This window comes from Pseudomonas sp. A34-9 (genome assembly GCF_029543085.1).
Taxonomy (GTDB): Bacteria; Pseudomonadota; Gammaproteobacteria; order Pseudomonadales; family Pseudomonadaceae; genus Aquipseudomonas.
In genome coordinates, this window is the sequence record NZ_CP119967.1 from 1,581,303 (window position 1) to 1,607,182 (window position 25,880).

Sequence of the window (25,880 nt, forward strand, 5' to 3'; positions counted from 1 at the left end):
ATCGCGGTTGATCGAACTGGCCTCATCGCGAGCAGACTCACTCCTACATGTGTTGAACACAGAATCTGCAGCCGCCACGACCCCCTGTGGGAGCGAGCTTGCTCGCGAAAGCGGCATCGAATCCACCCCATCATTCCCAAGCGTTCGCATTTCGCGAACGCCCATTGCCGAGAGACGGCTGGATTGCCCGATCATCGTTCCTCTAGCCTTGGCGCATATTCCAAGAACAAGAGGTACCCCGCGATGACTGCCCCCTTGAGTGCGATCAAAGTGATCGAGATCGGCACCCTGATCGCCGCGCCGTTTGCCGCGCGCATGCTTGCCGAATTCGGCGCCGAGGTGATCAAGATCGAAGCCTTGGGTCAGGGCGACCCGCTGCGCAAATGGCGCAAACTGCACGAAGGCACGTCGCTGTGGTGGTACCTGCAATCACGCAACAAGAAATCCTTGGCGCTCAACCTGAAATCCGCCGAAGGCATTGAACTGGTCAAGCAACTGGCCAGCGATGCCGACGTGATCATCGAAAACCTGCGCCCCGGGGCGCTGGAGAAACTTGGCCTCGGCTGGGACGTCCTCCACGCGCTGAATCCCAATCTCACCCTCGTGCGTATTTCCGGCTACGGCCAGACCGGCCCGTACCGCGATCGCCCAGGTTTCGGCGCGATCGGCGAAGCGATGGGCGGCATTCGCTACACCACTGGCACTCCCGGTTCGCCACCGGCGCGGGTCGGTGTCAGCCTCGGCGATTCGCTGGCTTCGCTGCACGCGGTCATCGGCGCGCTGATGTCGCTGCTGCGGGTCAAGACCGGGCAGGGCGGCGGGCAAGTGGTCGACGTATCGCTGGCCGAAAGCGTGTTCAACGTCATGGAAAGTCTGGTGCCGGAATACGACATGCTCGGCCATGTCCGCGAGCGCAGTGGCGGCGCCTTGCCCGGCATCGCGCCGTCCAATACCTACCTCACGGCCGATGGCGCTTATGTGGTGATCGCCGGCAACAGTGACCCGATCTACAAGCGGCTGATGCACACCATTGGTCGCGGTGATCTGGCTGACGCCGAGGAATTCGCCCACAACGACGGACGCGCCGCCAAGAGCGGTTTGCTCGACGCCGCCATCACCCACTGGACCAGCAGTCTGCCGATCGACGACGTGCTTGCCGCGCTGGAAGCGGCTGAAGTGCCGGCGGGCCGGATCTATTCGGTGGCCGACATTGTGGCCGATCCGCACTATCAGGCGCGGGGCATGTTGCTCAATGCCGAACTGCCCGGCGGCGCGACGGTGAAGATGCCCGGCATCGTCCCCAAACTCTCGGAAACCCCCGGCGGCGTGAACTGGTCGGGGCCGAAACTCGGCCAGCACACCGACGGCATTCTCGCCGGCCTCGGCCTGACTGAACTCGATATCGAACGCCTGAAAAGCCAAGGGGTGGTGCAATGATCACCGACTATTCGCAAACCCTGATTGTCCAGGAAGTCGCGCCGCGCGACGGCTTGCAGATCGAACCGACGTGGGTGGAAACCGCCGACAAGATCGCGCTGATCAATCAACTGTCGCGGGCCGGTTTCAGCCGTATCGAGGCTGGCTCGTTCGTCTCCCCGAAAGCCATTCCGGCGCTGCGCGATGGTGAGCAAGTCTTCAACGGTATTCAGCGACAGCCGGGCGTTATTTATGTCGCGCTGATTCCCAACCTCAAAGGTGCGCAGCGTGCGCTGGCGGCGGGTGCTGATGAACTGAATCTGGTGATGTCTGCCAGCCAGACGCACAACATGGCCAATATGCGCATGCATTGCGAGGCTTCGCTGGCGGCGTTTGGCGAGATTGTGGCGTTTGCCAGCGGTTCCGGTGTAAGCCTCAACGGCAGCATTGCCACGACGTTCGGTTGCCCGTTCGAAGGCAAGATCGATGAGGCGCGTGTGCTGCAGATCGTCGATGCTTATCAGGAACTCGGCATACAGGGCATCACCTTGGCCGATACGACCGGCATGGCCAATCCGCGACAGGTGGATCGCCTGGTGCGGCGGGTGCTGCAGCGGGTTTCGCCGGCGGATCTGACCTTGCATTTCCACAATACTCGCGGCCTTGGTTTGTGCAATGTGCTGGCGGCTTACGAGGCCGGGGCGCGGCGTTTCGATGCCGCGCTCGGTGGCCTTGGTGGCTGCCCGTTTGCGCCGGGCGCTTCGGGCAATATCTGCACCGAGGATCTGGTGAACCTGTGCGATGAGATCGGTATTCACACCGGCATCGACTTGCCGCTGCTGCTGAAACTCTCGCGTGGCTTGCCGGATCTGCTGGGCCACGAAGTCCCCGGCCAACTGGTCAAGGCCGGACGCAACTGCGACCTGCACCCGATCCCCACCTGACAACACCAATCCCCTTGTAGGCCTTCGCCTGCTCGCGATAGCGGTCTGTCATCCAGCACGGATGTCGACTGACCCATCGCCATCGCGAGCAGGCTCGCTCCTACAGTTAAAAACGCGAACCAGACAACAAAAACAAACGGACGCCCACCGGCAGTCCGCCTGGAGAAAAGCTATGAGCCTCAATGTAATGGAGGCGGGCGCGCGTCCGTCCGTCGATCACGACGCCGAAAAAGCGCTGGTCAGCAAAGTCGCCTGGCGGCTCATGCCGCTGATCATGGTCTGCTACCTGTTCGCCTTTTTCGACCGCATCAACATCAGCTTCGCCAAGTTCCAGTTGCAGACCGATTTGAGCCTGAGCGACACCGCCTACGGCCTCGGTGCCGGGCTGTTCGTGGTCGGTTACGTGCTGTTCGAAGTGCCGAGCAACATGATGCTGTACAAGGTCGGCGCACGGCGCTGGATCGCCCGGATCATGATGTCCTGGGGCGTGGCGACGGCGGCGATGGTGTTCGTCAACAGCGAATGGCAGTTCTACGCGCTGCGTTTTGTGATCGGCGCGATGGAAGCCGGATTTGCCCCGGGCGTGTTGTATTACCTGACGCTGTGGTTCCCGCAGCACTTCCGTGGCCGCATCACCTCAATGCTGTTTCTCGCCTCGGCGTTTGCCGGCCTGGTGGGCGCGCCGTTCTCCGGGCTGGTGCTGGAGCACCTCGACGGCGTGCTGCAAATGCGCGGCTGGCATTGGTTGTTTCTGCTCGGCGGCGTGCCGTGCATCGGCCTCGGTTTTCTGGTGCTGACGCTGCTCAAGGATCGCATCGAGGATGCGCACTGGCTGACGGCTGACGAGAAGAAACTGTTGTCCAGCCGCATCGCCCAGCATGAACCGCACAAGAGCGGTGGTTCGTTGCTCGCGGCGTTGAAGATTCCGGGGTTTCTGACCTTGGGTCTGATCTACTTTCTGATTCAGGTGGCGTCCTACGGTCTGAATTTCTGGGCGCCGCAACTGATCCGCAGCGCCGGCACCGAGAGTCCGGTGATGATCGGTCTGCTGACGGCCATTCCGTACATTTGCGGGGCGATCAGCATGGTGGTGATCGGGCGTTTGTCGGACGCGACCGGTGAGCGGCGCAAGTTTGTTGCCGGGTTGGTGATCGTCGGTGCGATCGGGTTCTTTAGTGCAGGGATCTTTGCCAGCCACACCACGTTCCTGATCGTCGCCCTCGGCTTGCTTGGCGCCGGGATCATCGCGTCAATTCCGAGCTTCTGGACCCTGCCACCGAAGTTGTTGGCCGGGGCGGGCGCTGGCGCGGCGGGCGGGATTGCGGTGATCAATACGCTGGGGCAGTTTGGCGGGATTGTCAGCCCGGTGATGGTCGGGCGGATCAAGGACCTGACCGGCAGCACCACCCCGGCGCTTTACGTGATCGGCGTGGCGGCGCTGATTGCGGCGGCGCTGCTGTTGTGGGGGTTGCCGCAGAAATTGCGCACGCTCGACAAATATTGATATCAGCTCTGACACCTTCGCGAGCAAGCTCGCTCCCACATTTGAAATGCATTCCCCTGTGGGAGCGAGCTTGCTCGCGAAGATTGACTTCCAGACACTGCCTGGACAAATTCTGAAGCAGCCTTCGGATTATCGAGAGCGATGTAGGCAGCTTCATCATCGATGATTTTTTAACGCAGTTTTTAGCCACTCAACTCGCATTGGCATTCCATTTTTCCGCGATGGCCCTGACTTCCTCAGCAGAAGCGAAATCACCCGCGTCGGCTTCTTTCAGTGCTTTCTGTATTTCTTCAATCTGCCAGCTTCGCGTGCGAGGTATTCACGTAATGCATCCACTGCCAAGTAAGATTTGGTGCGACCGGTTGCTTTGGCGAGGTTGGCGAGCGTGTCGGCAATTTCGTCTGGGATACGCAGGGACATGACGGACATGGAGAACTCGGTGTAGTGATGTGTAACACGGGAAACTACGGAGTAATACAGGGAGAAGCCAGTTCCGTTCGTCTTCAGGGTGGCAGAAATACGTTTTGATTTGCTGATGATTCGGTTGAAAGGGCCGATACAGCAGCGGATAGTGCGCGGCTGAAAAAATTCTCAAGGAGCAGGAAGTGACAGTGAAGTCTGGCTGGATCGGGTGTGCGGCATTGTGCGGTTGGTTGCTGGCGGGGCAGGCATTGGCCGATTGCACGCCAGCGCCCACGGCGCAGGAGATGGATTTTTCCCTCTGCAAAGACTGGCCGGCGTTTCCAGGGCTGACGCTCACCGCCGCCGCCCATTTCTCGCCCGATCCGGTGTATGGCGCGTCAGGCACTGTGGGGCTTTACGACCTGCGTTTGGCCTTGGTGACGAGCGCAGACTCGCAGCCGTTAGCGAGCTTTTATCAGCCTTCCGCATTCTCCGTTGATGCCATCGCGCTTGATGAACTGAAATTCGATACCGCCCGCTATAAGCTTGCGCCGCAATTGCAGGCGTTTGGTGTTCGAGTGCAGTTCAGAGGCTCTTCGCGGGTGAATCCTCTGGATGAAACCTGGTTGTCGCTCTATGTGAAAGAGGGCAGCGCATTGCGTCCGGTCATGGATCGGCTGGTGGTTTATGAATATGGCGGGGAGTGGGATGGCAATTGTGCGGGCGAGCGCTACGAGACTACGCGAACCGTGGCGTTGGCCAAGACCAGCACCCATGGTTATGCCGACCTGATCATCAAAACGATCCATAGCTCGACCGTTGGCAAGGGTGAGGGCGAGGCGTGCGTATCCGATACCGTCACGCAAAAACCGGTCTTGACCACACTTCGCTATGACGGCAAAAACTATGTCATGCCTGAAGATTTCAAAGGCCACTAAGACAGATTTTTACTCAAGGAAGAACAATGATTTCGCTTAATACATGGCTGGGCTCTTTCATCGCAATGGGCCTTTTAACGATAACCGCGCAAGCCCAGGCCGCTTGCCAAACCAAGGACTTCGACGGCAAATCCCTGTCGCGCTGCAAAGTCTGGCCCGCCGTGCAGAACCAGGCGATTTCGGTCAAGTCCACTTATCTTGCCGATTCTGGCGGCGATGATGCCGGGGTGTTCGACCTGGATCTTTCGATCGTCAACGCCAGCACTTACAACCCCATCGCCACTTACCGTAAACCGGGTGCTTACAACTCCGATGCCGTGCGCTTCGACGATCTGCGTATCGACACGGCCCGTTATCGACTGGCGCCGGACGTTCGGGCTTTCGGTCTGCGTTCAATGTTCGCGCACAGCTCCCACGCGATTCCCTACGAGAAAACCGATCTGGCGCTGTATGTTCGCGAGGGCAATGAACTGCGCCCGGTGCTGGAGGGCCTGGTGGTCGCCAAGAACAACGGCGAGTTCAGCAATGATTGCGAAGGCTATACGAAGACAATTCGCCGAACCGTCGAAATCAGCCCTTCGAGTCATCAGGGTCTGGCCGATTTGATCGTTACCACCAACGGCAGCAAAATGAAAAACACGCAGTCGGGTAAAGAGTGCCTGTCCAAAACCACCCGCCTGAAGCAAACACAGATCACCCTGACCTACGACGGCCAACAATACGTCGTCCCCGAAGACCTCAGAGGTTACTGACCCGATGCTCACCGGCCTCAACCACCTGACCCTCGCGGTCAGCGATCTGAATCGCAGCCTGGCGTTCTATCGCGATGTGTTGCAGCTGCGCGTCGAGGCCACGTGGGATGCCGGTGCCTACCTGGCGCTGCCAGGGCTGTGGTTGTGCCTGTCGCTTGATTCGTTACGCTCGAGCGGACCGTCCGCCGATTACACCCATTACGCGTTCAGCCTCGATGCAGCCGATTTCTCAGGTTTCGTGCAGAAGCTAAAAGCGGCGAACGTGCAGGAATGGCGCGATAACCGCAGCGAAGGTGCGTCGTTCTATTTTCTCGATCCCGATGGCCACAAGCTCGAAGTTCATGTTGGCGATCTCGCTTCACGACTGGCAGCGTGTCGGCAAAAACCGTACGCCGGCATGCGTTTTTACGACGCGCAGTGAACACGTGCAATCGGCTGATATAGACTGGCGGCCACGTGTTCTGGCGCTTGCAGGTTTTCCATGACTCCATCGTTGCTAATGGCCGTGCTGGCCTCGGGTTTCATTTACGGCATTACGCCCGGGCCGGGTGTACTGGCGGTGTTCGGCATCGGTGCAGCCCATGGGCGGCGGGCCGGGGCGGGGTTTCTTTGTGGGCATCTGCTCGGCGATGTGGTCTGGTGCAGCACGGCGCTGATCGCCATTGTTGGCGCCCGGGAAATCGGCAGCACCGCGTTTGATGTGCTGGGTGTGCTCAGCGGTTTGTACCTGTTCTGGCTCGGCTGGCGCGCGGTGCGGGCCCAGCGCCGCAACGGCGACGAACCACAGGGCGCGGCGCGCAAACCCTTCTGGCACGGCATTCTGTTCGGGCTGACCAATCCCAAGGCCTATCCGGTGGCTGTCGCCACGTTTACCGCGCTGCTGTCGAGCCGCGCCGAACTGCTCAATTGGTCGATGCTGCCGATGCTGATCGCCCTGAGTTTCCTCGGTGGCCTGCTGGCCTACGCTATTCTGATTGGCGTGGTCGGCGCGCAGCGGGTACGCACGCTCTATCAGCGCCACGAACTGTTGATCACCCGGCTGTGCGGCGTGATGTTTATCGGTTTTGCCATCAACGCGCTGGTGCATGCGCTGCCGGGGCTGATGCCGAACAAGGCTTGAAGGTGAGTGCAGGGAGGCGCAATCAAGAGGTCAGGGACGGTTGATCAGTGCTGCATTGCCCGGACACTTACGCTGAACCATGGAAAGCCGAAATTCCGCGCCGTTGGCGAGTTTTATCGACCTGTTGCTGGACGCCGTTTGCGCGGTCGACAAGCAGGGGCGCTTCGTTTTTGTCAGTGCCGCCTGCGAGCGTGTTTTCGGTTATTCGCCTGACGAGTTGATCGGCCGGCAAATGATCGAGCTGGTGCACCCGGCGGATCGGCAACGCACCCTCGCGGCCGCGAAGGAAATCATGGGCGGCGAACCCAAGCTCAACTTCGAAAACCGTTACCTGCGCAAGGATGGCAGCGTCGTGCATATCCTCTGGTCGGCACGCTGGTCGGAAGTCGATCAACTGCGCATTGCGGTGGCGCGCGACATCACTGAACGCAAACAGGCTGAATCGCGGCAGGCGGCATTGTATGCGATATCCGAAGCGGCCCATGCGGCGGAAGACCTGTTGGCGCTGTTCAAACGTATTCACCTGATCATCGGCGAATGGCTGCCGGCGATGAATTTCTCTGTGGCGCTGTACGACGAGCACTGCGCACAATTGAATTTCCCGTATCACGTCGATGATCACGAATTGCAGCCCGAGCAGCCAGGCACCGTCACCGGGCGTCTGTGCACGGAAGTTATCCGTAGCAGCCAGCCGATTCTTCTGACGCCTGACAGTGCAGATTCCCCGGCGGATTTCGCCGAACTGGTGGCGGGGCAGAATGCGCCTTGCTGGCTCGGCGTGCCGTTGAACTCGAAAAACGGCACCATCGGTGCCTTGATCGTCAAAAGCCTGCCCGGCGGCGAGCGCTACACCGAGCAGGACAAGGAGTTGCTGCAATACGTCTGCGCCCAGGTCGCCACGGCCATCGAGCGCCAGCAATTGCACGCGCGGCTGCGGCGCATGGCGCAGTACGATCAACTGACGCAACTGCCCAATCGCGAATTGCTGCGCGAGCGCTTGAAGGCCGCTTTGGCCGGCGCTCGTGAGCAATCGGGGCATATGGCTTTGTTGTATGTCGACCTGGATCGCTTCAAACAGGTCAACGATACCTTCGGTCACGCGGTTGGCGACATGCTTCTGCAAACCGTGGCCAATCGGCTCAAGGGCTGCGTGCGGGAAACCGATACCGTGGCCAGAATTGGCGGGGATGAATTTGTCGTGCTGCTGCACAGCGTTCAAGTCTCGGAAGACGCTGACGGTGTCGCGGAAAAAATCCGACAGGTACTGGTGCAACCGATGCGCCTCGATGGCCACAACCTGCACATCGAACCGAGCATCGGCGTTGCCCGCTATCCAGAGCACGGCAGTGAAGAACAGCAACTGTTCCGCCATGCCGACCAGGCGATGTACGCCGCCAAGCGCCTGAATCATCACGCGCTCAACAGCTGACAAATCGGCGCCGTTCGTCGCAGCGACTGCAACTTTTCTAAACCTTTGCCCGCCAGAAAATTCTCAATGTAGGCGGGCACCTGCTCGCCACGATCATTACCAAGAGGTAGAGAATCATGCCTAACTCAAGAAACTCGAACTCGGGAAACTTCGCCAACGATCGAACGAAGGCCTCTGAAGCAGGTCGCAAAGGTGGGAAAACCACCACAACGACAGTCGACAAAGAGCCAAAACCAGATATGGGCCGCAAGCCCGCTCAGAAATCGAAGTAGTCGGTGAAGGTAGTTTTGATTGAGAGGCGGGGGCGTAAGCTCCCGCTTGAATTTCGCAAGTAAGGAGGGCGCGACCATGAGCCGGATGGCCACCCGTATACGCACCATGAGTTTTGCATCGCTGTTGGGCCTGTGTGCCAGCAGTGCCTTTGCCCAGTCGCCCGCCGATTTCATCAACGATGCCTCGGCCAAAGGCATGGCTGACATCGAGGCCAGTCGTCTGGCCCATAGCAAGGCTGAATCGAAAGAGGTCAAGGACTACACCATCGTCGTCATCAACGACCGCACCACGGCCAATCAGCATCTGGCAAAAATCGCCAAGAAGCTTGACCTGCCCGTCGCGCCTCGTGAAGAGCTGGCCGACAAGGCCAAGGAATTGATGCCGCAAGTGACCGACGGCGCCTCCTTCGATCAGGCCTACGCCGCCAGTCAGGTCAAAGCCACTGAAGAGGCCATCGAGCAGATTCAGCAGGAAGCGCAGAGCACCGACGTGCCGGAGATCAAGGCTTTCGCCGACGAAACACTGCCGAAACTGCAAAGCCATCTGGAAATGGCCCGACAGTTACAGGCCAGTCGCTAATCAAGAACAAAAGATCGCAGCCTGCGGCAGCTCCTGCACAATTCTGTACGAGCTGCCGCAGGCTGCGATCTTTTGCTTTGTATTCAACCTTCAGCACTCATTCAAATCCTGCTTCGACTTGCTCTTCTCGCCCAGCCCCTCAAGATTGAACACTTCGCCTTCACCCAACGAACGGTAGTGCCTGCGCAGCGCTTCCAGTTGCTTCAGATCCAGCGCCTCCAGCCCAAGCATTGCGTTCTGCGCCTCTTTGGTCACTAACAGCAACTCATCGATCTTCAAATGGAGAATATCGGTGTCGCGGTTCTGTGTGTTCTGGATCAGGAACACCATCAGGAACGTGATGATCGTGGTCGAGGTGTTGATGATCAGTTGCCAGGTGTCGTTGTAATGGAAAATCGGCCCGCTCAAGCCCCACAACCCGATCAGGATCAATGCACCCATGAAGGTCTTGGGGCTACCGGCCACCATCGCGAGCTTCTGGGAGATTTTTGCGAATTTCATAGCGGTGTTCCTTATTGGGGGAGTGCTTGAAATTCAGACATTGGCGGCGTTATGAAAATTCTACTTACATCCGTGACCTTTCGATAAAAACACTTAACGCAAGCTCCGCCTGATGGCGAAACTTTCATTGTGTGAGTTTGTGGCTAGTATCAAGTGGCGATCAGATTGCCAGTAGCTCATTACACGGACAGACATCACGCAAGAGGCCACTCATGGAATTCTTCGAAAAGTTAGCCAGCCTAGCCGCCAAAGTTCGGTTGCAGAGCGCGGCGATCCAGACGGAAGAGGCAACGAAAAATGCGTTCGTCATGCCATTTATTAGCACGGTTCTGGGCTACGACGTCTTTGACCCGACTGAGGTGACGCCAGAGTTTGTCTGTGACATTGGTACGAAGAAAGGCGAGAAAATTGACTACGCCATCATGAAGGACGGCGAAGTACAGATTTTGATTGAGTGCAAAAAGATTGGTGAGCCTCTACATATCAATCACGCATCCCAGTTGTTCCGGTACTTTCACGTCACCAGCGCTCGAATTTCCATCCTTACCAACGGTCAGGTCTACAAATTTTTTACCGACCTGGATGCGCCGAACAAGATGGATGAAAAGCCATTTCTGGAGCTGGACCTTCTCGATATCGATGAGTATTCGGTTCCAGAGCTGATCAAACTGACGAAGTCGGCTTTTGATGTGGACTCGATCATCAACGCCGCTGGCGAACTGAAATATGTCAGTCAAATCAAAAAGGTTATCGCGGCTCAGGTCAGCAAACCGGATGATGACTTTGTGAAGGTTTTTGCCTCCCGTGTTTACGACGGCGTAATTACTCAAAAAGTACGCGAACAGTTTCATGAGTTGACGAGAAAAGCCGTTGTGCAGTTCTTGAATGACCAGATCAATGATCGCCTCAAATCGGCAATGAGTGGCGCTATTCAGCCCGCGTTGGCGTCGTTGCCGTCCGCCTCTACCGGCACTGACCCGGTAGATCCGCGGGATGAGTCGGATGATAAGGTTCTGACAACTCTGGAGGAGCTGGAGGGCTATCACATCGTTCGTGCGCTGGTTCGGTCGGTGGTCGATGCCAAGCGAATCGTTCAACGTGATACGCAGAGTTACTTCGGGATTCTTCTGGATGACAACAATCGAAAACCAATCTGCCGACTGCATTTCAATCGGTCACAGAAGTACATCGGTATCTTTGATGAGGAAAAAAATGAGACCCGTCATCCGATCAGCTCTGTGGATGATATCTACGAGTATTCGGATCATTTGAAAAAAACGGTCGGTTATTACGACTGATAGCGGAACCGGCCTTGTAGGCCGGTTTTTTTTGGAAGATGACGACACTCTTTGCAACGTGTCCCTCTGGAACTGCTCGCGGCGCTGCCTGTATCGTGACGAACCGCTGGAATGCCCCGACAGGAGAACGCAATGAGTTGGTCCGCCAAGCAATACGTCGCTTTCGAAGATGAACGCACCCGCCCGGCCCGTGATCTGCTGGCGGCGATTCCTGTGCCTGAAGCGCGAACAGTGGTCGATATCGGTTGCGGTCCCGGTAACTCGACGGAGTTGCTGGTGCAGCGTTTCCCCGGGGCGAAGGTCAGCGGGCTGGACAGCTCGGCGGACATGATCGACGCAGCACGCAAGCGCTTGCCGCAGTTGCAGTTCGAGGTGGCCGAGATTGATAAATGGGCCGATGCAGGGCCCTTCGATGTGATCTTCGCCAATGCCGTTTTGCAGTGGGTGCCGGATCACGCGTCGTTATTGCCGGCGTTGGTCAGCAAGTTGTCGGCGGGTGGCAGCCTGGCGATCCAGATGCCGGACAACCTCAATGAACCGTCCCACCGCTTGATGCGTGAGGTCGCTGCGAATGGCCCGTGGGCGAGCAAGCTTTCAGGCGCTGCGGGGCAGCGTACCGACATGGCGAGCGCCAGCGATTATTTCTCGATGCTGCGGCCACACTGCGCGCGGGTCGATGTGTGGCGCACCACCTATCACCATCAGCTAGCTGGCGGGGCGGCGGGGGTGGTGGAGTGGTTCAAGGGGAGCGGGTTGATTCCGTTTTTGAATCCGCTGACCGAGGCGGAAAAGGCGCAGTACCTGGAGCAGTATCTGGCGGAGGTTGGGAAGGCTTATCCGGCGTTGGCGGATGGCTCGGTGTTATTGCCGTTTCCACGGTTGTTTATCGTCGCGACTCGCTGAAATAAATTGGCCCCCTCACCCCAGCCCTCTCCCGAGGGAGAGGGAGCCGATTGGTGTTGCTTGCAAAACCTGAGTTCGGCTCGATTTCGCACGTCGGCGTAGATCGTACTGGCACTGCGGTCAGTCCCCTCTCCCTTTGGGAGAGGGTTAGGGTGAGGGGCTCTTCAAGGTGTAAACCCGCTCAGCGCTGCACCGCCACCAACATCATCATCGGCCGCTCCCGCTCTTCCGCCAGCGCCGGTTGCGCCGCCACTTCCGCATCGCTCGGCCCCCATTCATTGACATGACGAATCGTGAAGCCCGCATCGATCAGCGAATTGAGCAATGTCCCAACCGTACGATGCTGTTTGATCACGCCTTCAGCCAACCAGTTTGTCACCCGTTCACCCTCCAGCTGATAGCTGTCCAGCGGCCAACGCTTGTTGCCTTCAGCGTCAATCAGCCAACCCGGATTTCGCGGCGCCATAAAGATCGGGTGCTCGATGGAAAACACAAAGTGCGAACCCGGTTTCAGCGCCGCGAACAGCTGCGCAAACAGCCCCGGCAAATCCTTGATGTAATGCAGCGCCAGAGAGCTGTAAGCCAGATCAAAACTGCAGGCGGGCAAGTCGAGCTGTTCCAGATCGGCGCGCTCATAATGAATGTTCGCCGCCGTCGTGGTTGCTCGCGCGCGCTCCAGCATCCTCTCCGAGACATCCAGCCCCAACACGCTCGCCGCGCCATTCTCGCTGGCCCAACGGCTGAACCAGCCATAACCGCAACCCAGATCCACCACGTTCAAGCCGTGCATGGCTGGCAACAGCGCCTTGAGCGCCGGCCACTCCGGCGCCGCGTCGAGGCCGCCGATCGAGCGGTTCATCTGGCTGTAGCCCTGGAAGAATTCGGGATCGTCGTAAATGTTTTGCGTCATGGTGAAGGCTCTTTTGAGTTCGATCGTCAGCGGCAAAGTGGCCGCGATTGGAATCCCTCGAAAGTGATGGCGCGTATTCGTCGATGGCCGCGCAGGGGGAGGGTGGTGGCTGATGGGGAAATGCTAGTCGGTCGAGCGGGAGGTGAAAACCGGTGGAGTGTTGTGGATCTGTAATGACTGAAAGTTCTGCAGGTTTTTTTGCTGCGTAAACGCATTCGGTGGTCAGTGTTTATAAGCGTTCGGTGTTACGTCCTGAAGCCTACAAATCCTTGCGCCGTTGCCTACCGCTACGCCAGAATCCGCCGGCTTGTGCGCTTTAGGGGCGGTCGGTAACTTGGTTCGCGTCACTGATTTCCAGTGATCGGGTTTAGTAGCCCGGAATCCCCCCTAAATGGCTGCACAAGTACCATTCAACCAGGCGAATGCCTGTACTCGATGGTGGCTGTGCGCATGGCGCCCTCGGGTGCGCCGGATTTAGGGTTTGGGGTCCGGTCTACTAACTTGCGCACAGCTGCCTCCCATCCGTTTAGTAGCGAGATTGGTTGCGGCCCCTATTGATAGGTACCAAGCCCATGTACAAAGTAACGCCAAATCCGCCGGAAACCGATCCGGCCTCCCCCTACGAATCACCTAATTCAAAGACATTCCACGAAGCCGCCGAGCGCGCCCTCGACCACTACCTCAGTCCGACCGCGCAGATCATGGGTTCCACCCGCGAACCCGAACCGATGTACCTCGCCAACCCTGCCTACGACACCGAATCCTTGCTGGCCAACGCCAGCGAAACCCTCGGCTCGGCCTCCACCATGCTCAACAACTTCGCCACGCTACTCGACACCTCGCACCGCAAGACTGCGCTCGGTATTGCACAGGTCGTCATGTTGGCGGAATTGGCGGTGAACCAGGCCCTGGATAAGGTTGTGCCAGCGGGTTAACCCTATCGCTTTAAGAAGCCAAAGAAACCGGCCAATGAGCGCCGGTTTCTCGAGACAGCTGACTGGCAGCACGAATTCAGGCAAGTAGCCCGATGTTTTGGTCGATGCGTTGTTGAATGGTGTGCAAGGTTTCTTGGGTGATCACGCCCGGATACAAACTTTCAGCCATGGCTGAGAATCGGATAGCCACCTCGCAAAATCTGTCAATGATGTCGGCGGCCGTAGCGGCGTTTACTTCAGCCTCCACCGCAAGGTTGAGCAGGTGTTCTCTTCCAATTTCCAAGGCTTCACCCATCACGTCCATTTGGTGATAGCCTCCCGGCCCCTCGCAGAAAGTGACGTCATAGGCCGGCGCTAATTTCCAGTCTCCGCCAGGCGACATGATGTACGAAAAGTTCTTCGGATGGTCGTCTCGGTTGTTGAATGCGACATTGAAGACGACCCGCTCAAACGCTACGGCTTTCTCTCGTACGTCATTGCTGCATTTATGAGTCGCACGCAAGAAGTTGACGTAGTCCAGCGCCCCGGGGGATCTGAAATCCGCACCGGTAAAGGCTGCAAGACTCTGCATGGGCACCCGCAAGTCGTTTTGTCGGTCAAAGCGTTTGGTGGCAAACGCGGCCATTCCCTCAGACAGGCTGAAATAACGAGTCTCAGGAGTTTGGATACCGCACAAGCGTAAGCATTCGGCATAGACCATTTCGATGGCGCACACCTCAGGATGTTCTTGCTGAGCCGGAAACTTCACCAACCAGGCTTCGAAACCGGGAGTGGCAGCCGTAGTAAAGGCGTCAGTGTGCGGATCGCGATACACCAGCGCTTTGGGTCGGGCGCCCTGTGGAGAGCCACCGACCAGTAGCAGCTTCTGGAGAAGCTCTCCACCTTTACCTTTGAGTACCTCCTGCACTTCAGACGCGAGCAGCTCGATGGGAACATGCATTTGCGGTTCCAGCGCCTCGGGTGCAACAGGTTCAAACGACATGGCCCCCATGGCATTGTTGCCAATGTAGGCTAGCCGCTCCAAGGGCCCTATGCGCGCGGGGTTGAGGCCTCGACGTTTGAACAATCGGTCCATCAGCAACATGCCCCAGCCATCCGGCAATGAGTCATAAACCGGCCCAGGCAGTCCCAACTGATGTGACGGGAAATCCCGGTTTAACCTGGCTCCCTGTAATGGAAGCTTCAAGGAGGAGAGTTCCAGCCCTCTGTTTTTTGCCTCATCGCTGTACTCAAACATGACCTGCGGGCGACCGGTCAGGGCTTTCGTCGAAGCAAGTGTGCCCCACCGCCAACGTTCACCCCAGCCCTCGTAGTAGACGTCAACTTGTTCAAGCATTGTCGGCTTTCCTTTTGATGCGATGACGCTTGGCCGTCTTTTCGTAGCGAATGATATCGTCAAGAGTTTCGAGCCTTGGCAGAAACAACCCTTCGAGCTCCTTTTCGCGCCCGAGAACCATCGCCACTCGCACCATGTTGTCGAAACTCACATTACGACCGGCTTCAAGGTTTGACACCGTATTCGTCGCAATGCCCGCGCGAGCGGCCACGTCTGCTTGTGTCATCTCCAAAGCCAATCGTTCTGTGCGCAGGCGTTGGCAAATCCGTTTGACGATATCGCTCGCGGTAGTGAGGCTTAAATCCAGCATGTCGTGTGTACCGTCGGCGTAAGTGCTATGAGACTCGGAATTTGATCAACTGAAATTCAGGCTTGGTTTGCAGTACGCAATATACTGTGGATTAAGCCTAAAAATATTGTTTAACTCACAGGAAAATGTAATTAGGTCCAATGGGTAGGATAAGGCCAGTACAGGTTGACGCGACAAGGTTCAACCCTGCTGCAAAACTTTCAAAGCCGCCGACGCCAGAAAGCCCGAGCGGCTTTTTTCTTCCGGGTGATGCAGCACATATTCGTCAATGCGATTAAGCAAATGCCCCGGTAAAGTGATGTTTGTGATCAACACTATAACCACCAAGAGGTTATCGTCCGTCATTCGACTCAGCGGTGTGAATCAGTCTAGATAGGGAGGCAGCGCAGGAATTCAGAATGTGTTGCAGGTTTTGCATTGTTTCGAAATGCAGCTCGGTTCTTTTTTCAGCCACAAAAAAACCGGCCCTATAGACCGGTTTTTTCTATCCCTGCATCCCCCGTCAAAAAACACAACGTGAGACAAAATTGAGTGGAGCGGGTAGAGGGAATCGAACCCTCGTCGGAAGCTTGGGAAGCTACTGTTCTACCATTAAACTATACCCGCTCAGAGCGGCTGACTTTGTACCAGACTCGGCCACGGATTTGAAGTTTTTCTTTTACTCATGAACGCTTTAAATCACTGAAAACGGTCAATCGCGGGCGAGCACTGTGGTGAGAAAAGTAAAATCTCGACCCCACAGCCTCGCTCGCGACGACGCTCTTTCAAATAGCCAATGCATGTTGATCCTGAACAAACGAGTAACGCGTTCGGCTGGTTTGCTGTGCCGGTTTCAGAAAGCCGAGCAGGGCATTCTGGCTATCGCGGCATGCGGCCTTGTGTTCCATGTCGAGGAAGTGCCCGGTGGCTTGCAGCGTGGTGAACGTGCTTTGCGCCACGTGGTTGCCGAACAGGCGTGCGTCTTCGGCAGCGGTGTATTCGTCCCATTCGCCGTTTAAGAACAACACCGGCACGTTGATTTTTTTCGCCGCATTCAAATAGCACTGGCGATCGCTGTGTAGCACGTCGCTGATGTGGAAGTGCATCTGCCCGTATTCGTGCTCGGCCAGGCTGCTGACGTGGCGATAGTTGAAGCGCTTGAACAGTGACGGCAGGTGTTTGCCGATGGTGTTGTTGACCAGATGGCCGACGCGGTCGCCGTCGCGCTGGCCGAGGTAGTCGACGCCGCGTTCGAGGTAATCGAGCATGTGCGCGTTGATCACCGGCGAGAACGAGCTGATCACCGCCCGTTCGATGCGCCGTGGCTGGTGGGCGAGGGCGACCAGGGTCGCGGCGCCGCCCCAGGAGAACGACAGCACGTGTTCGGCGGCGAAGTGGTCGATCAGCTCGAGCAGAATCTGCCCTTCGACGTCCTTCGTCAGATGTTTCTCGTGGCGGTTGTGGGCTTTTGACCGGCCCGCGTAGGGCTGGTCGTAGCAGACCACGTTGAATTGCGGGTGCAGGTTTTTCACAGTCTGTGCAAACGACGCAGTCGTGGCCATCGAGCCGTTGACCAGGATGATGGTCTTTTCTGCGGCGTCTGCGCGATAGAACTCCGTGTAAACCCGATACTGACCCTGTATATCCAGCACAGCGATTTCTGGCCTCATGTCATAAGACTCCTGGCAAGCAAGCGGGTATGCGCGCAAATAGAGATTGCACGAGCTTTGTGACAGGTAGGCATACGCCTGGAATTTGCTTGGCCCATGTCGATCCATGACTGCGGTCGACGGGTGTTGTTATTGGCGGGCAGTCTGCCGGCTGAGGCGCAACCCAGAGGGCTGACGACCGGCAAAAAGTTTCTTAGAGGTATGTTGTGACTCATCGGTCACAATCTGGCCGACGTCCTGATTCAAGCAGGGGAGCCGGGATCGCGCAAGTGCCATTGGTAAATTGTTCGACAACTTCTGCTGAGCGGTCGCCGGCTTAGAACAAATGGATCTCTTCGGTGCGCAAAGCGCGGTACTCGCCCGGTTTTAGCGCGTTATCGAGCCGCAGCGGGCCCATCGATTCGCGGTGCAGGCGCAGGACCTTGTTGTTGAAGAAACCAAACATGCGCTTCACCTGATGATAGCGACCCTCGACGATGCTCAACCGCGCCGAGCGTGGACCAAGCAGCTCCAACTGTGCCGGCTGCGTGGTTAGGTCCTCGAAGGCGAAGTAGATCCCCTCGGCAAAGGTGAGCGCATATTGCGCGCCAATTTCCTGCTCGGTCTCGACGTAATAGACCTTCGGCAGTTTGGTCTGCGGCTGAGTCAGGCGTCGTGACCAAGCGCCGTCGTTGGTGATCAGCATCAGGCCGGTGGTGTTGAAGTCCAGGCGTCCGGCGATGTGCAGCTCATCCTTGTCCGGTTCATCGATCAGGTCGAGCACGGTCGGATGTTGCGGATCGCGAGTGGCGCTGACGCAGCCCGGCGGCTTGTGCAGCATGAAGTAGCGCGCCGGTTTGCCGCTTTGCAGCACTTGGTCATCGACTTCGACACGGCTGAATTCCAGCACTTCGCTGTGCGGATCGCTGACGACTTTTCCGTCAATCCGCACGCGCTTTTCCACCAGTAACAGGCGAACCTGCTGACGGTTGTAGCGGGGCAGGTTGCTGAGGAAACGGTCGACACGCATGTTCAGAGTTCGATGAATGAAGGGGCGCGCATCTTACGGGATCGGTCGCTTGGCCGCTTGCAGTTGCGCCTCGACCTGGGCGCAACGCGGGCACAGGCAGGATTGGTTGCGCAGTTCTGGCGGCAGCGCTTCAAGCACGGCCGGGTCGATGCTGACGCCATAGCACCAGCATTCGCGGTCGGCGGTGCGCGGGTCGGCGAGGCTGCAGTCGTTGCGGGCGCCGCAGGCCGGGCAGTGGTCGGGTTTAACGTCGGAATCAGGCATAAGTCGAGTGAGGCATTTCCACGCAGGTGCGGTTGCGGCCGGTTTGTTTGGCCCGGTACATCGCATGATCGGCCCGCGACAGCAGGCTGTGCAAGGTGTCATCGCGCTGCAGGGTGGTGGCGCCGATGCTCACCGTCAGATTGAGGCGGTGGCCGTTGTAGGCATATTCGTGCTGTTCGACGTGTTGGCGGATCTTCTCGGCAATTTTCTGACCGGTGTCGCCGTCGGTGTCCTTCAGTAACACGATAAATTCCTCACCGCCCCAGCGGCAGACAATGTCGGCGTGGCGCAGGCAACTTTGCAGGTCGCGGGCAAAACCGATCAACACCTGATCGCCGGCCATGTGCCCGTAGGTGTCGTTCAACGCCTTGAAGTGATCAAGGTCGAGCAGCAACGCGGTCAGCGGTTTGGTTTCGCGTTGGGCTTCGTGCAGGGCCTGCGCGGCGAGCATGTCGAAGCCACGGCGGTTGGGCAGTTCGGTGAGGCTGTCGAGAATGGCCTGCGCCTGGATTTTGCTTTGATAGCGTTTGATCACGCGGTTGAGCAGCGCCAGCACAATCAGCGTCACCAGCAGGCAGATCAGCAGATTCAGGTACAGCGACTGACGAATCTCACTTAGCGCGCCGTCTTCGCGCTTATCAACAAACAGGTACCAATTCAGCTCCGGAATAAACCGTACGTTGAGGAAATGCCCTTGCCCATGGGCGGAATACTCGTAACTGCCACTGTGCGGTTTGGGCAATTGGCTGACCAGACTCTTCATGCTTTCGAGTTCGCCCAGACTTTGGCCGATGTGTGCGCTTTCAGGTCCGCCGTCGGCGCCGGTCAATACCAGTCGGCCGAAGGTGTCGACGAAATACACGCTGCGTTGATAGCGCTGTTGATACTTGTCGATCAGCTTGATCACCGCATCCACGGTCAGACCGACGCCCGCCGCGCCGATGAAGCGGTTGTGGTAATCGTAAACCTTGTAGTTGATGAAGAAGGTCAGGTTGTCCTTGTTGGCCAGATCCGGGTCAACGTTGATCTCGTACGGATCCTTCATGTCGCGCACGCGGAAGTACCAGGCATCGCGCGGCTCATCGACCTTGACCTGCTTGAGTACGCCTTTGGCGTGGTAGTAGGTGTGCGTGCTGTTGGAGACGAAGAACGCCGTGTAGGCGCCGTAATGGGTCATGACTTCGTCGAGGTAGCGGGTCATCTGCTCGGGATTCTGCTCGCCGTTGACCACCCAGTCGCGCATGAAGGTGTCGCGGGACATCATCGAGGAAATCAGGATCGGCCGGACGAGGTCTTTCTGGATTTCCGAGTAGACCGTGTCGGAGGTCAGCGGCAGTTCGGTGTTGACGATGTTGTCGCGGATCGACGCGCGGGAGGCGTAGTAGCTCAGCAACGATGTGGCGAGGAAACCGGCGCCGAGCAGGGCGATCAGCGTCAGTACCAGTGAGCGTTGCGAGTACAGGGGGGAACGAAGCGGCATGGCAGATCCGTTGGCAGTGGCCCGATGGCATGCATTCTAGTGGGATGGCCGGGAAAAGACTGCGGGATTTATGCCTGAAATGGCGGGGGATATGACGTTGACGGTGTGTCTGGAGGATCGCCCCCTCACCCCAGCCCTCTCCCGGAGGGCGAGGGAGCTAAATTGTGATGATTTCAAAACCTGAGTACGACGGGTTATCACTGAATGGCAGCCCTCTTACAGGCACCTCGTCAGTTCCCTCTCCCTCTGGGAGAGGGCTAGGGTGAGGGTTGGTTTCTGGATCAGCTCCGAGTTTCAAGGTAAGCCCGCCACCCGCCCAAATGGCTGATATCCAGCGCACCCTCCAGACCATACGGCTCACAGATAAACCCACTCTCCCAACGTCCGTCCGCCAATTGCACCTTGCCCAATCCAAGCGGTGCCGGAATCCCGGTGAGAAACGAGCCCAACTCACTGCTCGGCAACTCCCAGACTTCCACCGCAATCGCCACGCCGCCGTCCTTGACCCGTACCATCCCCGGACGCAGCGGTGGGCCGCCGGCCAACGCGTGCAGTTGATAGTCCGGTGAACTGAGCGTCGTCTCCAGCAAACGCCCACCCCGCTGCGTCAGTTGCCAGTTCAACGCCAACCCTTGCAAATGCGCGCCACACACCACGATGCGGGCGCGATCACTGCGTGCAACGTTCGCGGGCGTTGGCCGCGTATCGTCTTGCTGACGCTGCAGTGCATCGGCCACGCTCAGCAGATATTGATCGGTGAACGCCCGGCCAAACAGCGTCACGCCCCACGGCAAACCGTTGGCCATGAACGCGCTCGGCACGGCGACGGCGGCGTAGTCGAGCAGGTTCATGAAGTTGGTGTAGTAACCCAGTTCGGAGTTGCGCAGCACCGGCTCGGCGTGCAGTTCGGCCAGCGTCACCGGGCGGCCGATGGTCGGGGTGAGCACGCAGTCGAGGTCATCGAGGGCTTGATCGCACAGGGCTTTCAGGGTTTGCAGCCGATACCGCGCGCGGAAAGTCTGCACGCCGGTCACCGCCGGTGCCTTGGCCAGCACGGCACGGATCACCGGTAAAACTGCCTCGGGATTTTTCTCCATCAACTCACCCGCGACGCTATACCGCTCGGCGACCCACGGCCCTTCGTAGAGCAGGCGGGCGGCCTCAAAAAATGGCGACAGATCCAGTTCAACCGCTTCGCCACCCAAGGCCTTGAGCCGGTCGATGGCATCGGCAAACAACAGCGGCCCTTCGTCGCAACCGAAAAACTCAAGATCCTGCGCGCGCGGCACACCGAAACGAAAGGGGCGTGGCGCACCAAATGCCGAGCCATCATTCCAGCAAGGATTGCGGCGACTGTATTCGTCGCGCGGATCAAGTTTGGCGGTCAGCGCCAGCAACTGGCTGGCCTCACGCGCCGTCGCGGTGAACGTGGTCACGCAATCCAGCGTGCGGCAAGCGGGCAGCACACCCGCGGTGGAAATCAGGCCTTTGCTCGCCTTTAATCCGACCAGATTGTTCAGCGCCGCTGGCACCCGACCGGAGCCTGCGGTGTCGGTGCCCAAGGCAAAACTTGCCACGCCCAGCGCCACCGCCAGCGACGAGCCGGCGCTGGAACCGCCGGACGGATACTCCGGCAACACGCTGTTCGGGCAGGCGCCGTACGGCGAGCGACTGCCGTTGAGGCCGGTGGCGAATTGATCGAGATTGGTCTTGCCCAGCGGAATCGCCCCCAATGCAATCAACTGCTCGACAATGGTCGCCGAGCGTTGCGGCACATAAGCAAAATCCGGGCAGGCGGCGGTGGTCACAATGCCCGCCAGATCAATGTTGTCCTTGATCGCAAACGGCACGCCGTACAGCGGCAGGTTGTCGAGGTCGCGACCGTCAAGGTCGGCAAGGTAGGGCTCCAGCTCGGCGACGCTGAGAAGATGAATGAACAGGTGATAATCCGGGTTCAGCGCGGCGGCTTTTTCCCGTAGTTTCAGCAGCAGTTGACGCGGTGTGGTGTCGCCATTGCGATAGGCCTGGCGCAGAACATCGAGTTGCAGATTCATGAGTAGATCCTTATCCAATTGGCTTTAATCGAGTGCCAGCACCACGACCCGTTGTCCGGCGCGCACCGCCGAACCGGGCTGCACACGAATCTCGCGCACCACCCCGGCCATCGGCGCGAGTACCGGGATTTCCATCTTCATTGACTCGAGAATCACCAGCACATCGCCCGCTTCGACGCGGCTGCCGGCCTCGACCTGCACCTGCCAGAGATTGCCGGCAATATGGCTGTCGACGCTGTGTTCACCGCAGGCCAAGGTGGCGTCTTCGGTGGATGGCGCCACGGCTTCTTCGCTGTCGAAATGCGCCTGACCGCTGGCGATCCAGCGTTCGCGCTCGGCGTTGAACGCGCCCTGTTGCCGGGCGCGAAAGGCACTGATGCCTTCGGCTTCACGACTGAGAAACGCCTGATAATCGGCGAGGTTGAGCTGGCTGTGTTCGATGTTCAGATCGAAGCGTCCGAGTGGAAAATCGCGGCGGATGCGCAGCAGTTCTTCGGCACTGACCGGGTAAAAACGGATCTGGTCGAAGAAGCGCAGCAGCCACGGTTTACCGTCGAACGCAGCGACTTCACGATAGCGATTCCACATCTGCAACGTGCGCCCGACAAACTGATAACCGCCGGGGCCCTCCATGCCGTACACGCACATATAGGCGCCGCCGATGCCTACCGAATTCTCGGCGGTCCAGGTGCGCGCCGGGTTGTATTTGGTCGTGACCAGGCGATGACGCGGATCGAGCGGCGTGGCCACCGGCGCACCGAGGTAAACGTCGCCGAGGCCCATCACCAGATAGCTGGCATCGAACACCGTGCGCTGCACTTCGTCGAGGTTGGGCAGGTCGTTGATGCGACGGATGAACTCCAGATTGCTCGGGCACCACGGCGCGTCCTTGCGCACGGTGGTCATGTACTTCTCGATGGCCAACTGGCAGGCCGGGTCGTCCCACGACAACGGCAAATGCACGATGCGCGATGGCACTTGCAGGTCGTTGGCGGCGCACACCGCGTCCCACTCGCCGGCGATGATGCCGAGCAGATCAGCCAGCGGCAGTTGCTCGGGCTGGTAGTGGATCTGCAGTGAGCGGATGCCGGGGGTGAGGTCGATCACGCCGTGCAGGGATTTTTGTTCCAGCGCTTGCATGAGGGCGTGGGCGCGGAAGCGCAGGACCAGATCCAGCTCGGGAGCGCCTATTTCCAGCAACAGATGAGTATCCCCGGAGACCCGCGCAACAAGCCGCCGATCCCCCTGACCCAACGCCAACACCACAGGCGACACCAAACCCTGTGGGAGCGAGCTTGCTCGCGAATGCGGTGTGTCAGACACATCAATGTTGACTGACACGGCCTCTTCGCGAGCAAGCTCACTCCCACTGGGGAGATCCCATTGCAGGGCGAGATCGCGGGCGTCAGTGAGAGTGACGGGGATGAACTGGATTTTATCGCCCGCCTTGAGCTGCCCCAGTTGCCACAGATCCGCTTCGATCACCGTCACCGGGCAGACAAACCCGCCAAGGCTCGGGCCATCCGGGCCGAGGATCACCGGCATATCACCGGTGAAATCCACCGCACCGATGGCATACGGATTGTCGTGAATGTTCGAGGGATGCAACCCGGCCTCACCACCGTCGGCCCGCACCCATTGCGGTTTCGGCCCGATCAGCCGGACACCGGTGCGGCTGGAGTTGAAATGCACTTCCCACTGGGTTTGAAAAAAAGTGCCGATGTAGTGTTCCGTGAAGTATTCCGGCGCACCGTGGGGGCCGTAAATCACCCGAATCTGCCGCACCGCCGGCAACGCGGTGATGTGCTGTCCGGCCAATTGCTGACCAGCACTACGGTCAGTCAGCGCCGGGATATGCAACACATCACCGGCCCGCAACGCACGACCACCATGCCCACCAAACTGGCCAAGGGTGAAGGTGCTTTTGCTGCCCAGATAATCCGGCACCTGCAAACCGCCGCGCAGACACAGATAACTGCGTGCCCCGGCGCCGCTGATGCTGCCTAGATGAAGCGTCGCGCCTGCGGGGATCAGCAGTGCGGTATTCATCGGCACGCGTTCACCCTCAAGTGTCAAGGCAATCGGTGCACCTGTCACCGCGACCACTGCTGCGCAATTGAAGCGCAGCAACGGCCCGCTCATGGTGATTTCCAGCGCCGCCGCGCCTTCGGCATTGCCGAGCAGACGATTGCCCAGTCGCAGCGCACGACTGTCCATCGGCCCCGACGGCGGCACACCAACGGCCCAATAACCGAGGCGGCCGGGATAATCCTGCACGCTGGTTTGCGTGCCGGCGCTGAGCACTTCGAAAGTGTTGGCGCGATAGACCAGACCTTCCAGGCAACGGGTCCATGGCTCACCGCTGGCGAACGGAGCATCGAGGAGAATCTGCCGCAGGTAATCGCGGTTGGTTTCGACGCCGTACAACAGACTGGCGCCTAACGCTTGATGCAACTCGGCACGCGCCTGTTCGCGGGTCGGCGCCCAGGTGATGACTTTGGCAATCATCGGATCGAAGTACGGCGGAATCTCGCAGCCAGCCTCGACCCAGGTATCGATGCGCAGTTGAACGCCGTTGGCCGGGGGAAACTCCACCGCCGTCAGCAAGCCCGGGCTCGGCTGAAAATCGCGGCCCGGATCTTCCGCGTACAGGCGCGCCTGAATCGCATGGCCTTCAGGTTTCAACTGGCGATACAACTCGCTCAGCGGCGGCAAATCCCCCGCCGCCAACTCAACCATCCAGCGCACCAGATCCACGCCCCAGACCTGTTCGGTGACGCCATGCTCCACCTGCAAACGCGTATTCACTTCAAGAAAATAGAAACGCTGCGCCTCGCTGTCGAAGACGAATTCCACGGTGCCGGCACTGCGATAGTTCACCGCTTTCGCCAGTTTGATCGCCGCCGCACACAGCGCTTCGGCCATGCCGTCCGGCAGGTTTGGCGCCGGCGTTTCTTCGAGAACTTTCTGATTGCGCCGCTGCACTGAGCAGTCGCGCACGCCGAGGGCGATGACCTCACCACGACCGTCGCCGAACACCTGCACTTCCAGATGTCGGGCGCGCTGGATGTACTTTTCGATGAACACCCCGGCGTCGCTGAAATTGTTCTGACCGAGGCGTTTCACCGCGTCGAACGATTCACTCAATTCGCCGGCGCTACGGCACACGCGCATGCCGATACCGCCACCGCCAGCGGTGCTTTTCAGCATCACCGGGTAGCCGACCTGTTCGCCGGCGATCAGCGCGGCGTCGAGGCTGTCGAGCAGTTCGCTGCCTTCGAGCATGGGCACGCCGTGCTGTTTGGCCAGCGCGCGGGCGGTGTGCTTGAGGCCGAATACCTGCAGTTGCTCCGGCGTCGGGCCGATGAAGGCGATGTTTTGCGCTTCGCAGGCTTCGGCGAACGCGGCGTTCTCCGAGAGAAACCCGTAGCCGGGATGGATCGCCGTGGCGCCGCTTTGTCGGGCGATGGCGAGGATCTTGTCGACCGCCAGATAGGTGCCGGCGGCAGCGCCTTCACCGAGGCTGTGGGCTTCATCGGCGTGCAGGATGTGCAGGCTGGCGACGTCGGCTTCGGAATACACGGCCACGCCTTTGACCTGCAGTGAGGCGAGGGTGCGCAGGATGCGGCAGGCGATGGCGCCACGGTTGGCGATGAGGACTTTTTCGAACATGGCATAACCCCTGAAGGGGAAGCGGGCCGTCCCGCCGTTTTTCGACAGACATCCGGGCCGTCCCGGATGACTTAAATCCACGCTGCACCTGTAGGAGCTGCCGCAGGCTGCGATCTTTTGATCTTGAATTTTCAAAAAGCAAAATCAAGAGATCGCAGCCTGCGGCAGCTCCTACAGGGGAGCGGTTATTTGATGCACTGCC

The 25,880-nt window shown here is 58.9% G+C and carries 23 protein-coding genes, 1 tRNA gene and 3 pseudogenes; 13 read left to right on the top strand and 14 right to left on the bottom strand.

Going from position 1 to position 25,880, the window contains the following annotated elements; all coding sequences use genetic code 11:
• The first annotated feature begins 243 nt into the window (after nucleotides 1-243).
• The 3 genes from P3G59_RS07015 (at nucleotide 244) to P3G59_RS07025 (ending at nucleotide 3,864) form a co-directional block, all read left to right on the top strand.
• Nucleotides 244-1,437 (top strand): CaiB/BaiF CoA-transferase family protein, encoded by a 1,194-nt coding sequence (locus P3G59_RS07015; protein WP_277760996.1) that lies wholly within the window; start codon nucleotides 244-246, stop codon nucleotides 1,435-1,437.
• Entirely contained in the window at nucleotides 1,434-2,360 is a 927-nt protein-coding gene (locus tag P3G59_RS07020) for a hydroxymethylglutaryl-CoA lyase (protein ID WP_277760998.1), read from the top strand. The genes P3G59_RS07015 and P3G59_RS07020 overlap by 4 nt, the downstream gene beginning before the upstream one ends.
• Nucleotides 2,361-2,532: 172 nt before the next feature.
• Nucleotides 2,533-3,864: an MFS transporter gene (locus P3G59_RS07025; RefSeq protein ID WP_277760999.1), complete on the top strand. Its 1,332-nt coding sequence runs from the start codon at nucleotides 2,533-2,535 to the stop codon at nucleotides 3,862-3,864.
• A 95-nt stretch (nucleotides 3,865-3,959) separates the two neighbouring features.
• Here P3G59_RS07025 and P3G59_RS07030 read toward each other — a convergent pair.
• Nucleotides 3,960-4,065: pseudogene (locus P3G59_RS07030) on the bottom strand (type II toxin-antitoxin system RelE/ParE family toxin); the annotation flags it as partial.
• Nucleotides 4,055-4,293: pseudogene (locus P3G59_RS07035) on the bottom strand (ribbon-helix-helix protein, CopG family). The pseudogenes P3G59_RS07030 and P3G59_RS07035, both read right to left, overlap by 11 nt.
• 176 nt (nucleotides 4,294-4,469) lie before the next feature.
• On the opposite strand from P3G59_RS07035, the gene P3G59_RS07040 reads away from it, so the two are divergent.
• From P3G59_RS07040 to P3G59_RS07070, 7 genes are all read left to right on the top strand, one after another.
• Nucleotides 4,470-5,204 carry a hypothetical protein gene (locus P3G59_RS07040; RefSeq protein ID WP_277761000.1) on the top strand — a complete coding sequence of 245 codons (735 nt, stop codon included), beginning with the start codon at nucleotides 4,470-4,472 and terminating at the stop codon, nucleotides 5,202-5,204.
• Nucleotides 5,205-5,230: 26 nt separating this feature from the next.
• Nucleotides 5,231-5,956, top strand: coding sequence for a hypothetical protein (locus P3G59_RS07045; RefSeq protein WP_277761001.1), 726 nt, complete (start codon nucleotides 5,231-5,233; stop codon nucleotides 5,954-5,956).
• 4 nt (nucleotides 5,957-5,960) lie between these two features.
• Nucleotides 5,961-6,377, top strand: a complete 417-nt coding sequence (fos, locus tag P3G59_RS07050) for a fosfomycin resistance glutathione transferase (RefSeq protein WP_277761002.1) — start codon at nucleotides 5,961-5,963, stop codon at nucleotides 6,375-6,377.
• A 60-nt stretch (nucleotides 6,378-6,437) separates the two neighbouring features.
• Complete coding sequence (locus P3G59_RS07055; RefSeq protein WP_277761004.1) at nucleotides 6,438-7,076, top strand: LysE family translocator; 639 nt, start codon at nucleotides 6,438-6,440, stop codon at nucleotides 7,074-7,076.
• Between the two features lie 79 nt (nucleotides 7,077-7,155).
• Nucleotides 7,156-8,505, top strand: coding sequence for a diguanylate cyclase (locus P3G59_RS07060; protein ID WP_277761005.1), 1,350 nt, complete (start codon nucleotides 7,156-7,158; stop codon nucleotides 8,503-8,505).
• Between the two features lie 116 nt (nucleotides 8,506-8,621).
• A complete protein-coding gene (locus tag P3G59_RS07065; protein ID WP_007911485.1) occupies nucleotides 8,622-8,777 on the top strand; it encodes a KGG domain-containing protein in 156 nt (51 codons plus the stop codon).
• A gap of 76 nt (nucleotides 8,778-8,853) precedes the next feature.
• On the top strand, nucleotides 8,854-9,357 hold the full coding sequence (locus P3G59_RS07070) for a DUF4142 domain-containing protein (RefSeq protein WP_277761006.1): 504 nt from the start codon (nucleotides 8,854-8,856) through the stop codon (nucleotides 9,355-9,357).
• Nucleotides 9,358-9,447: 90 nt separating this feature from the next.
• On the opposite strand, the gene P3G59_RS07075 is transcribed toward P3G59_RS07070, so the two are convergent.
• The gene (locus tag P3G59_RS07075) at nucleotides 9,448-9,858 is read right to left on the bottom strand and encodes a low affinity iron permease family protein (RefSeq protein WP_123594790.1); all 411 of its coding nucleotides are present in this window, start codon (nucleotides 9,856-9,858) and stop codon (nucleotides 9,448-9,450) included.
• 212 nt (nucleotides 9,859-10,070) lie between these two features.
• Between P3G59_RS07075 and P3G59_RS07080 the strand changes: the two genes are divergently transcribed.
• Both P3G59_RS07080 and tam read left to right on the top strand, forming a co-directional pair.
• Nucleotides 10,071-11,156: a type I restriction endonuclease gene (locus P3G59_RS07080; RefSeq protein ID WP_277761007.1), complete on the top strand. Its 1,086-nt coding sequence runs from the start codon at nucleotides 10,071-10,073 to the stop codon at nucleotides 11,154-11,156.
• A gap of 132 nt (nucleotides 11,157-11,288) precedes the next feature.
• A complete protein-coding gene (gene tam / locus P3G59_RS07085) occupies nucleotides 11,289-12,059 on the top strand; it encodes a trans-aconitate 2-methyltransferase (RefSeq protein ID WP_277761008.1) in 771 nt (256 codons plus the stop codon).
• A gap of 181 nt (nucleotides 12,060-12,240) precedes the next feature.
• On the opposite strand, the gene P3G59_RS07090 is transcribed toward tam, so the two are convergent.
• Nucleotides 12,241-12,969, bottom strand: coding sequence for a class I SAM-dependent methyltransferase (locus tag P3G59_RS07090; protein WP_277761009.1), 729 nt, complete (start codon nucleotides 12,967-12,969; stop codon nucleotides 12,241-12,243).
• Between the two features lie 572 nt (nucleotides 12,970-13,541).
• Here P3G59_RS07090 and P3G59_RS07095 point away from each other — a divergent pair.
• Nucleotides 13,542-13,904 (top strand): DUF6124 family protein, encoded by a 363-nt coding sequence (locus tag P3G59_RS07095; RefSeq protein ID WP_277761010.1) that lies wholly within the window; start codon nucleotides 13,542-13,544, stop codon nucleotides 13,902-13,904.
• 76 nt (nucleotides 13,905-13,980) lie between these two features.
• Here the strand turns inward: P3G59_RS07095 and P3G59_RS07100 are convergent, their stop codons facing one another.
• From P3G59_RS07100 to uca, 10 genes and pseudogenes are all read right to left on the bottom strand, one after another.
• Complete coding sequence (locus P3G59_RS07100) at nucleotides 13,981-15,240, bottom strand: type II toxin-antitoxin system HipA family toxin (RefSeq protein ID WP_277761011.1); 1,260 nt, start codon at nucleotides 15,238-15,240, stop codon at nucleotides 13,981-13,983.
• Nucleotides 15,233-15,550, bottom strand: coding sequence for a helix-turn-helix transcriptional regulator (locus tag P3G59_RS07105; protein WP_277761012.1), 318 nt, complete (start codon nucleotides 15,548-15,550; stop codon nucleotides 15,233-15,235). Before P3G59_RS07105 ends, P3G59_RS07100 begins: the two co-directional genes overlap by 8 nt.
• Nucleotides 15,551-15,730: 180 nt before the next feature.
• Nucleotides 15,731-15,853 (bottom strand): annotated as a pseudogene (locus P3G59_RS07110) (type II toxin-antitoxin system HicB family antitoxin); the annotation flags it as partial.
• A 229-nt stretch (nucleotides 15,854-16,082) separates the two neighbouring features.
• Nucleotides 16,083-16,156: transfer RNA gene (locus P3G59_RS07115), tRNA-Gly, on the bottom strand.
• 158 nt (nucleotides 16,157-16,314) lie between these two features.
• Nucleotides 16,315-17,199, bottom strand: coding sequence for an alpha/beta hydrolase (locus P3G59_RS07120; protein WP_064119706.1), 885 nt, complete (start codon nucleotides 17,197-17,199; stop codon nucleotides 16,315-16,317).
• A 316-nt stretch (nucleotides 17,200-17,515) separates the two neighbouring features.
• Complete coding sequence (locus tag P3G59_RS07125; protein WP_277761013.1) at nucleotides 17,516-18,208, bottom strand: pseudouridine synthase; 693 nt, start codon at nucleotides 18,206-18,208, stop codon at nucleotides 17,516-17,518.
• Between the two features lie 33 nt (nucleotides 18,209-18,241).
• The gene (locus P3G59_RS07130) at nucleotides 18,242-18,472 is read right to left on the bottom strand and encodes a cysteine-rich CWC family protein (RefSeq protein WP_064119704.1); all 231 of its coding nucleotides are present in this window, start codon (nucleotides 18,470-18,472) and stop codon (nucleotides 18,242-18,244) included.
• Nucleotides 18,465-19,952, bottom strand: coding sequence for a sensor domain-containing diguanylate cyclase (locus P3G59_RS07135; RefSeq protein ID WP_277761014.1), 1,488 nt, complete (start codon nucleotides 19,950-19,952; stop codon nucleotides 18,465-18,467). Before P3G59_RS07135 ends, P3G59_RS07130 begins: the two co-directional genes overlap by 8 nt.
• 281 nt (nucleotides 19,953-20,233) lie before the next feature.
• Nucleotides 20,234-22,006 carry an allophanate hydrolase gene (gene atzF / locus P3G59_RS07140; RefSeq protein WP_277761015.1) on the bottom strand — a complete coding sequence of 591 codons (1,773 nt, stop codon included), beginning with the start codon at nucleotides 22,004-22,006 and terminating at the stop codon, nucleotides 20,234-20,236.
• Between the two features lie 24 nt (nucleotides 22,007-22,030).
• Nucleotides 22,031-25,678: an urea carboxylase gene (gene uca / locus P3G59_RS07145; RefSeq protein WP_277761016.1), complete on the bottom strand. Its 3,648-nt coding sequence runs from the start codon at nucleotides 25,676-25,678 to the stop codon at nucleotides 22,031-22,033.
• Between the last annotated feature and the right edge of the window lie 202 nt (nucleotides 25,679-25,880).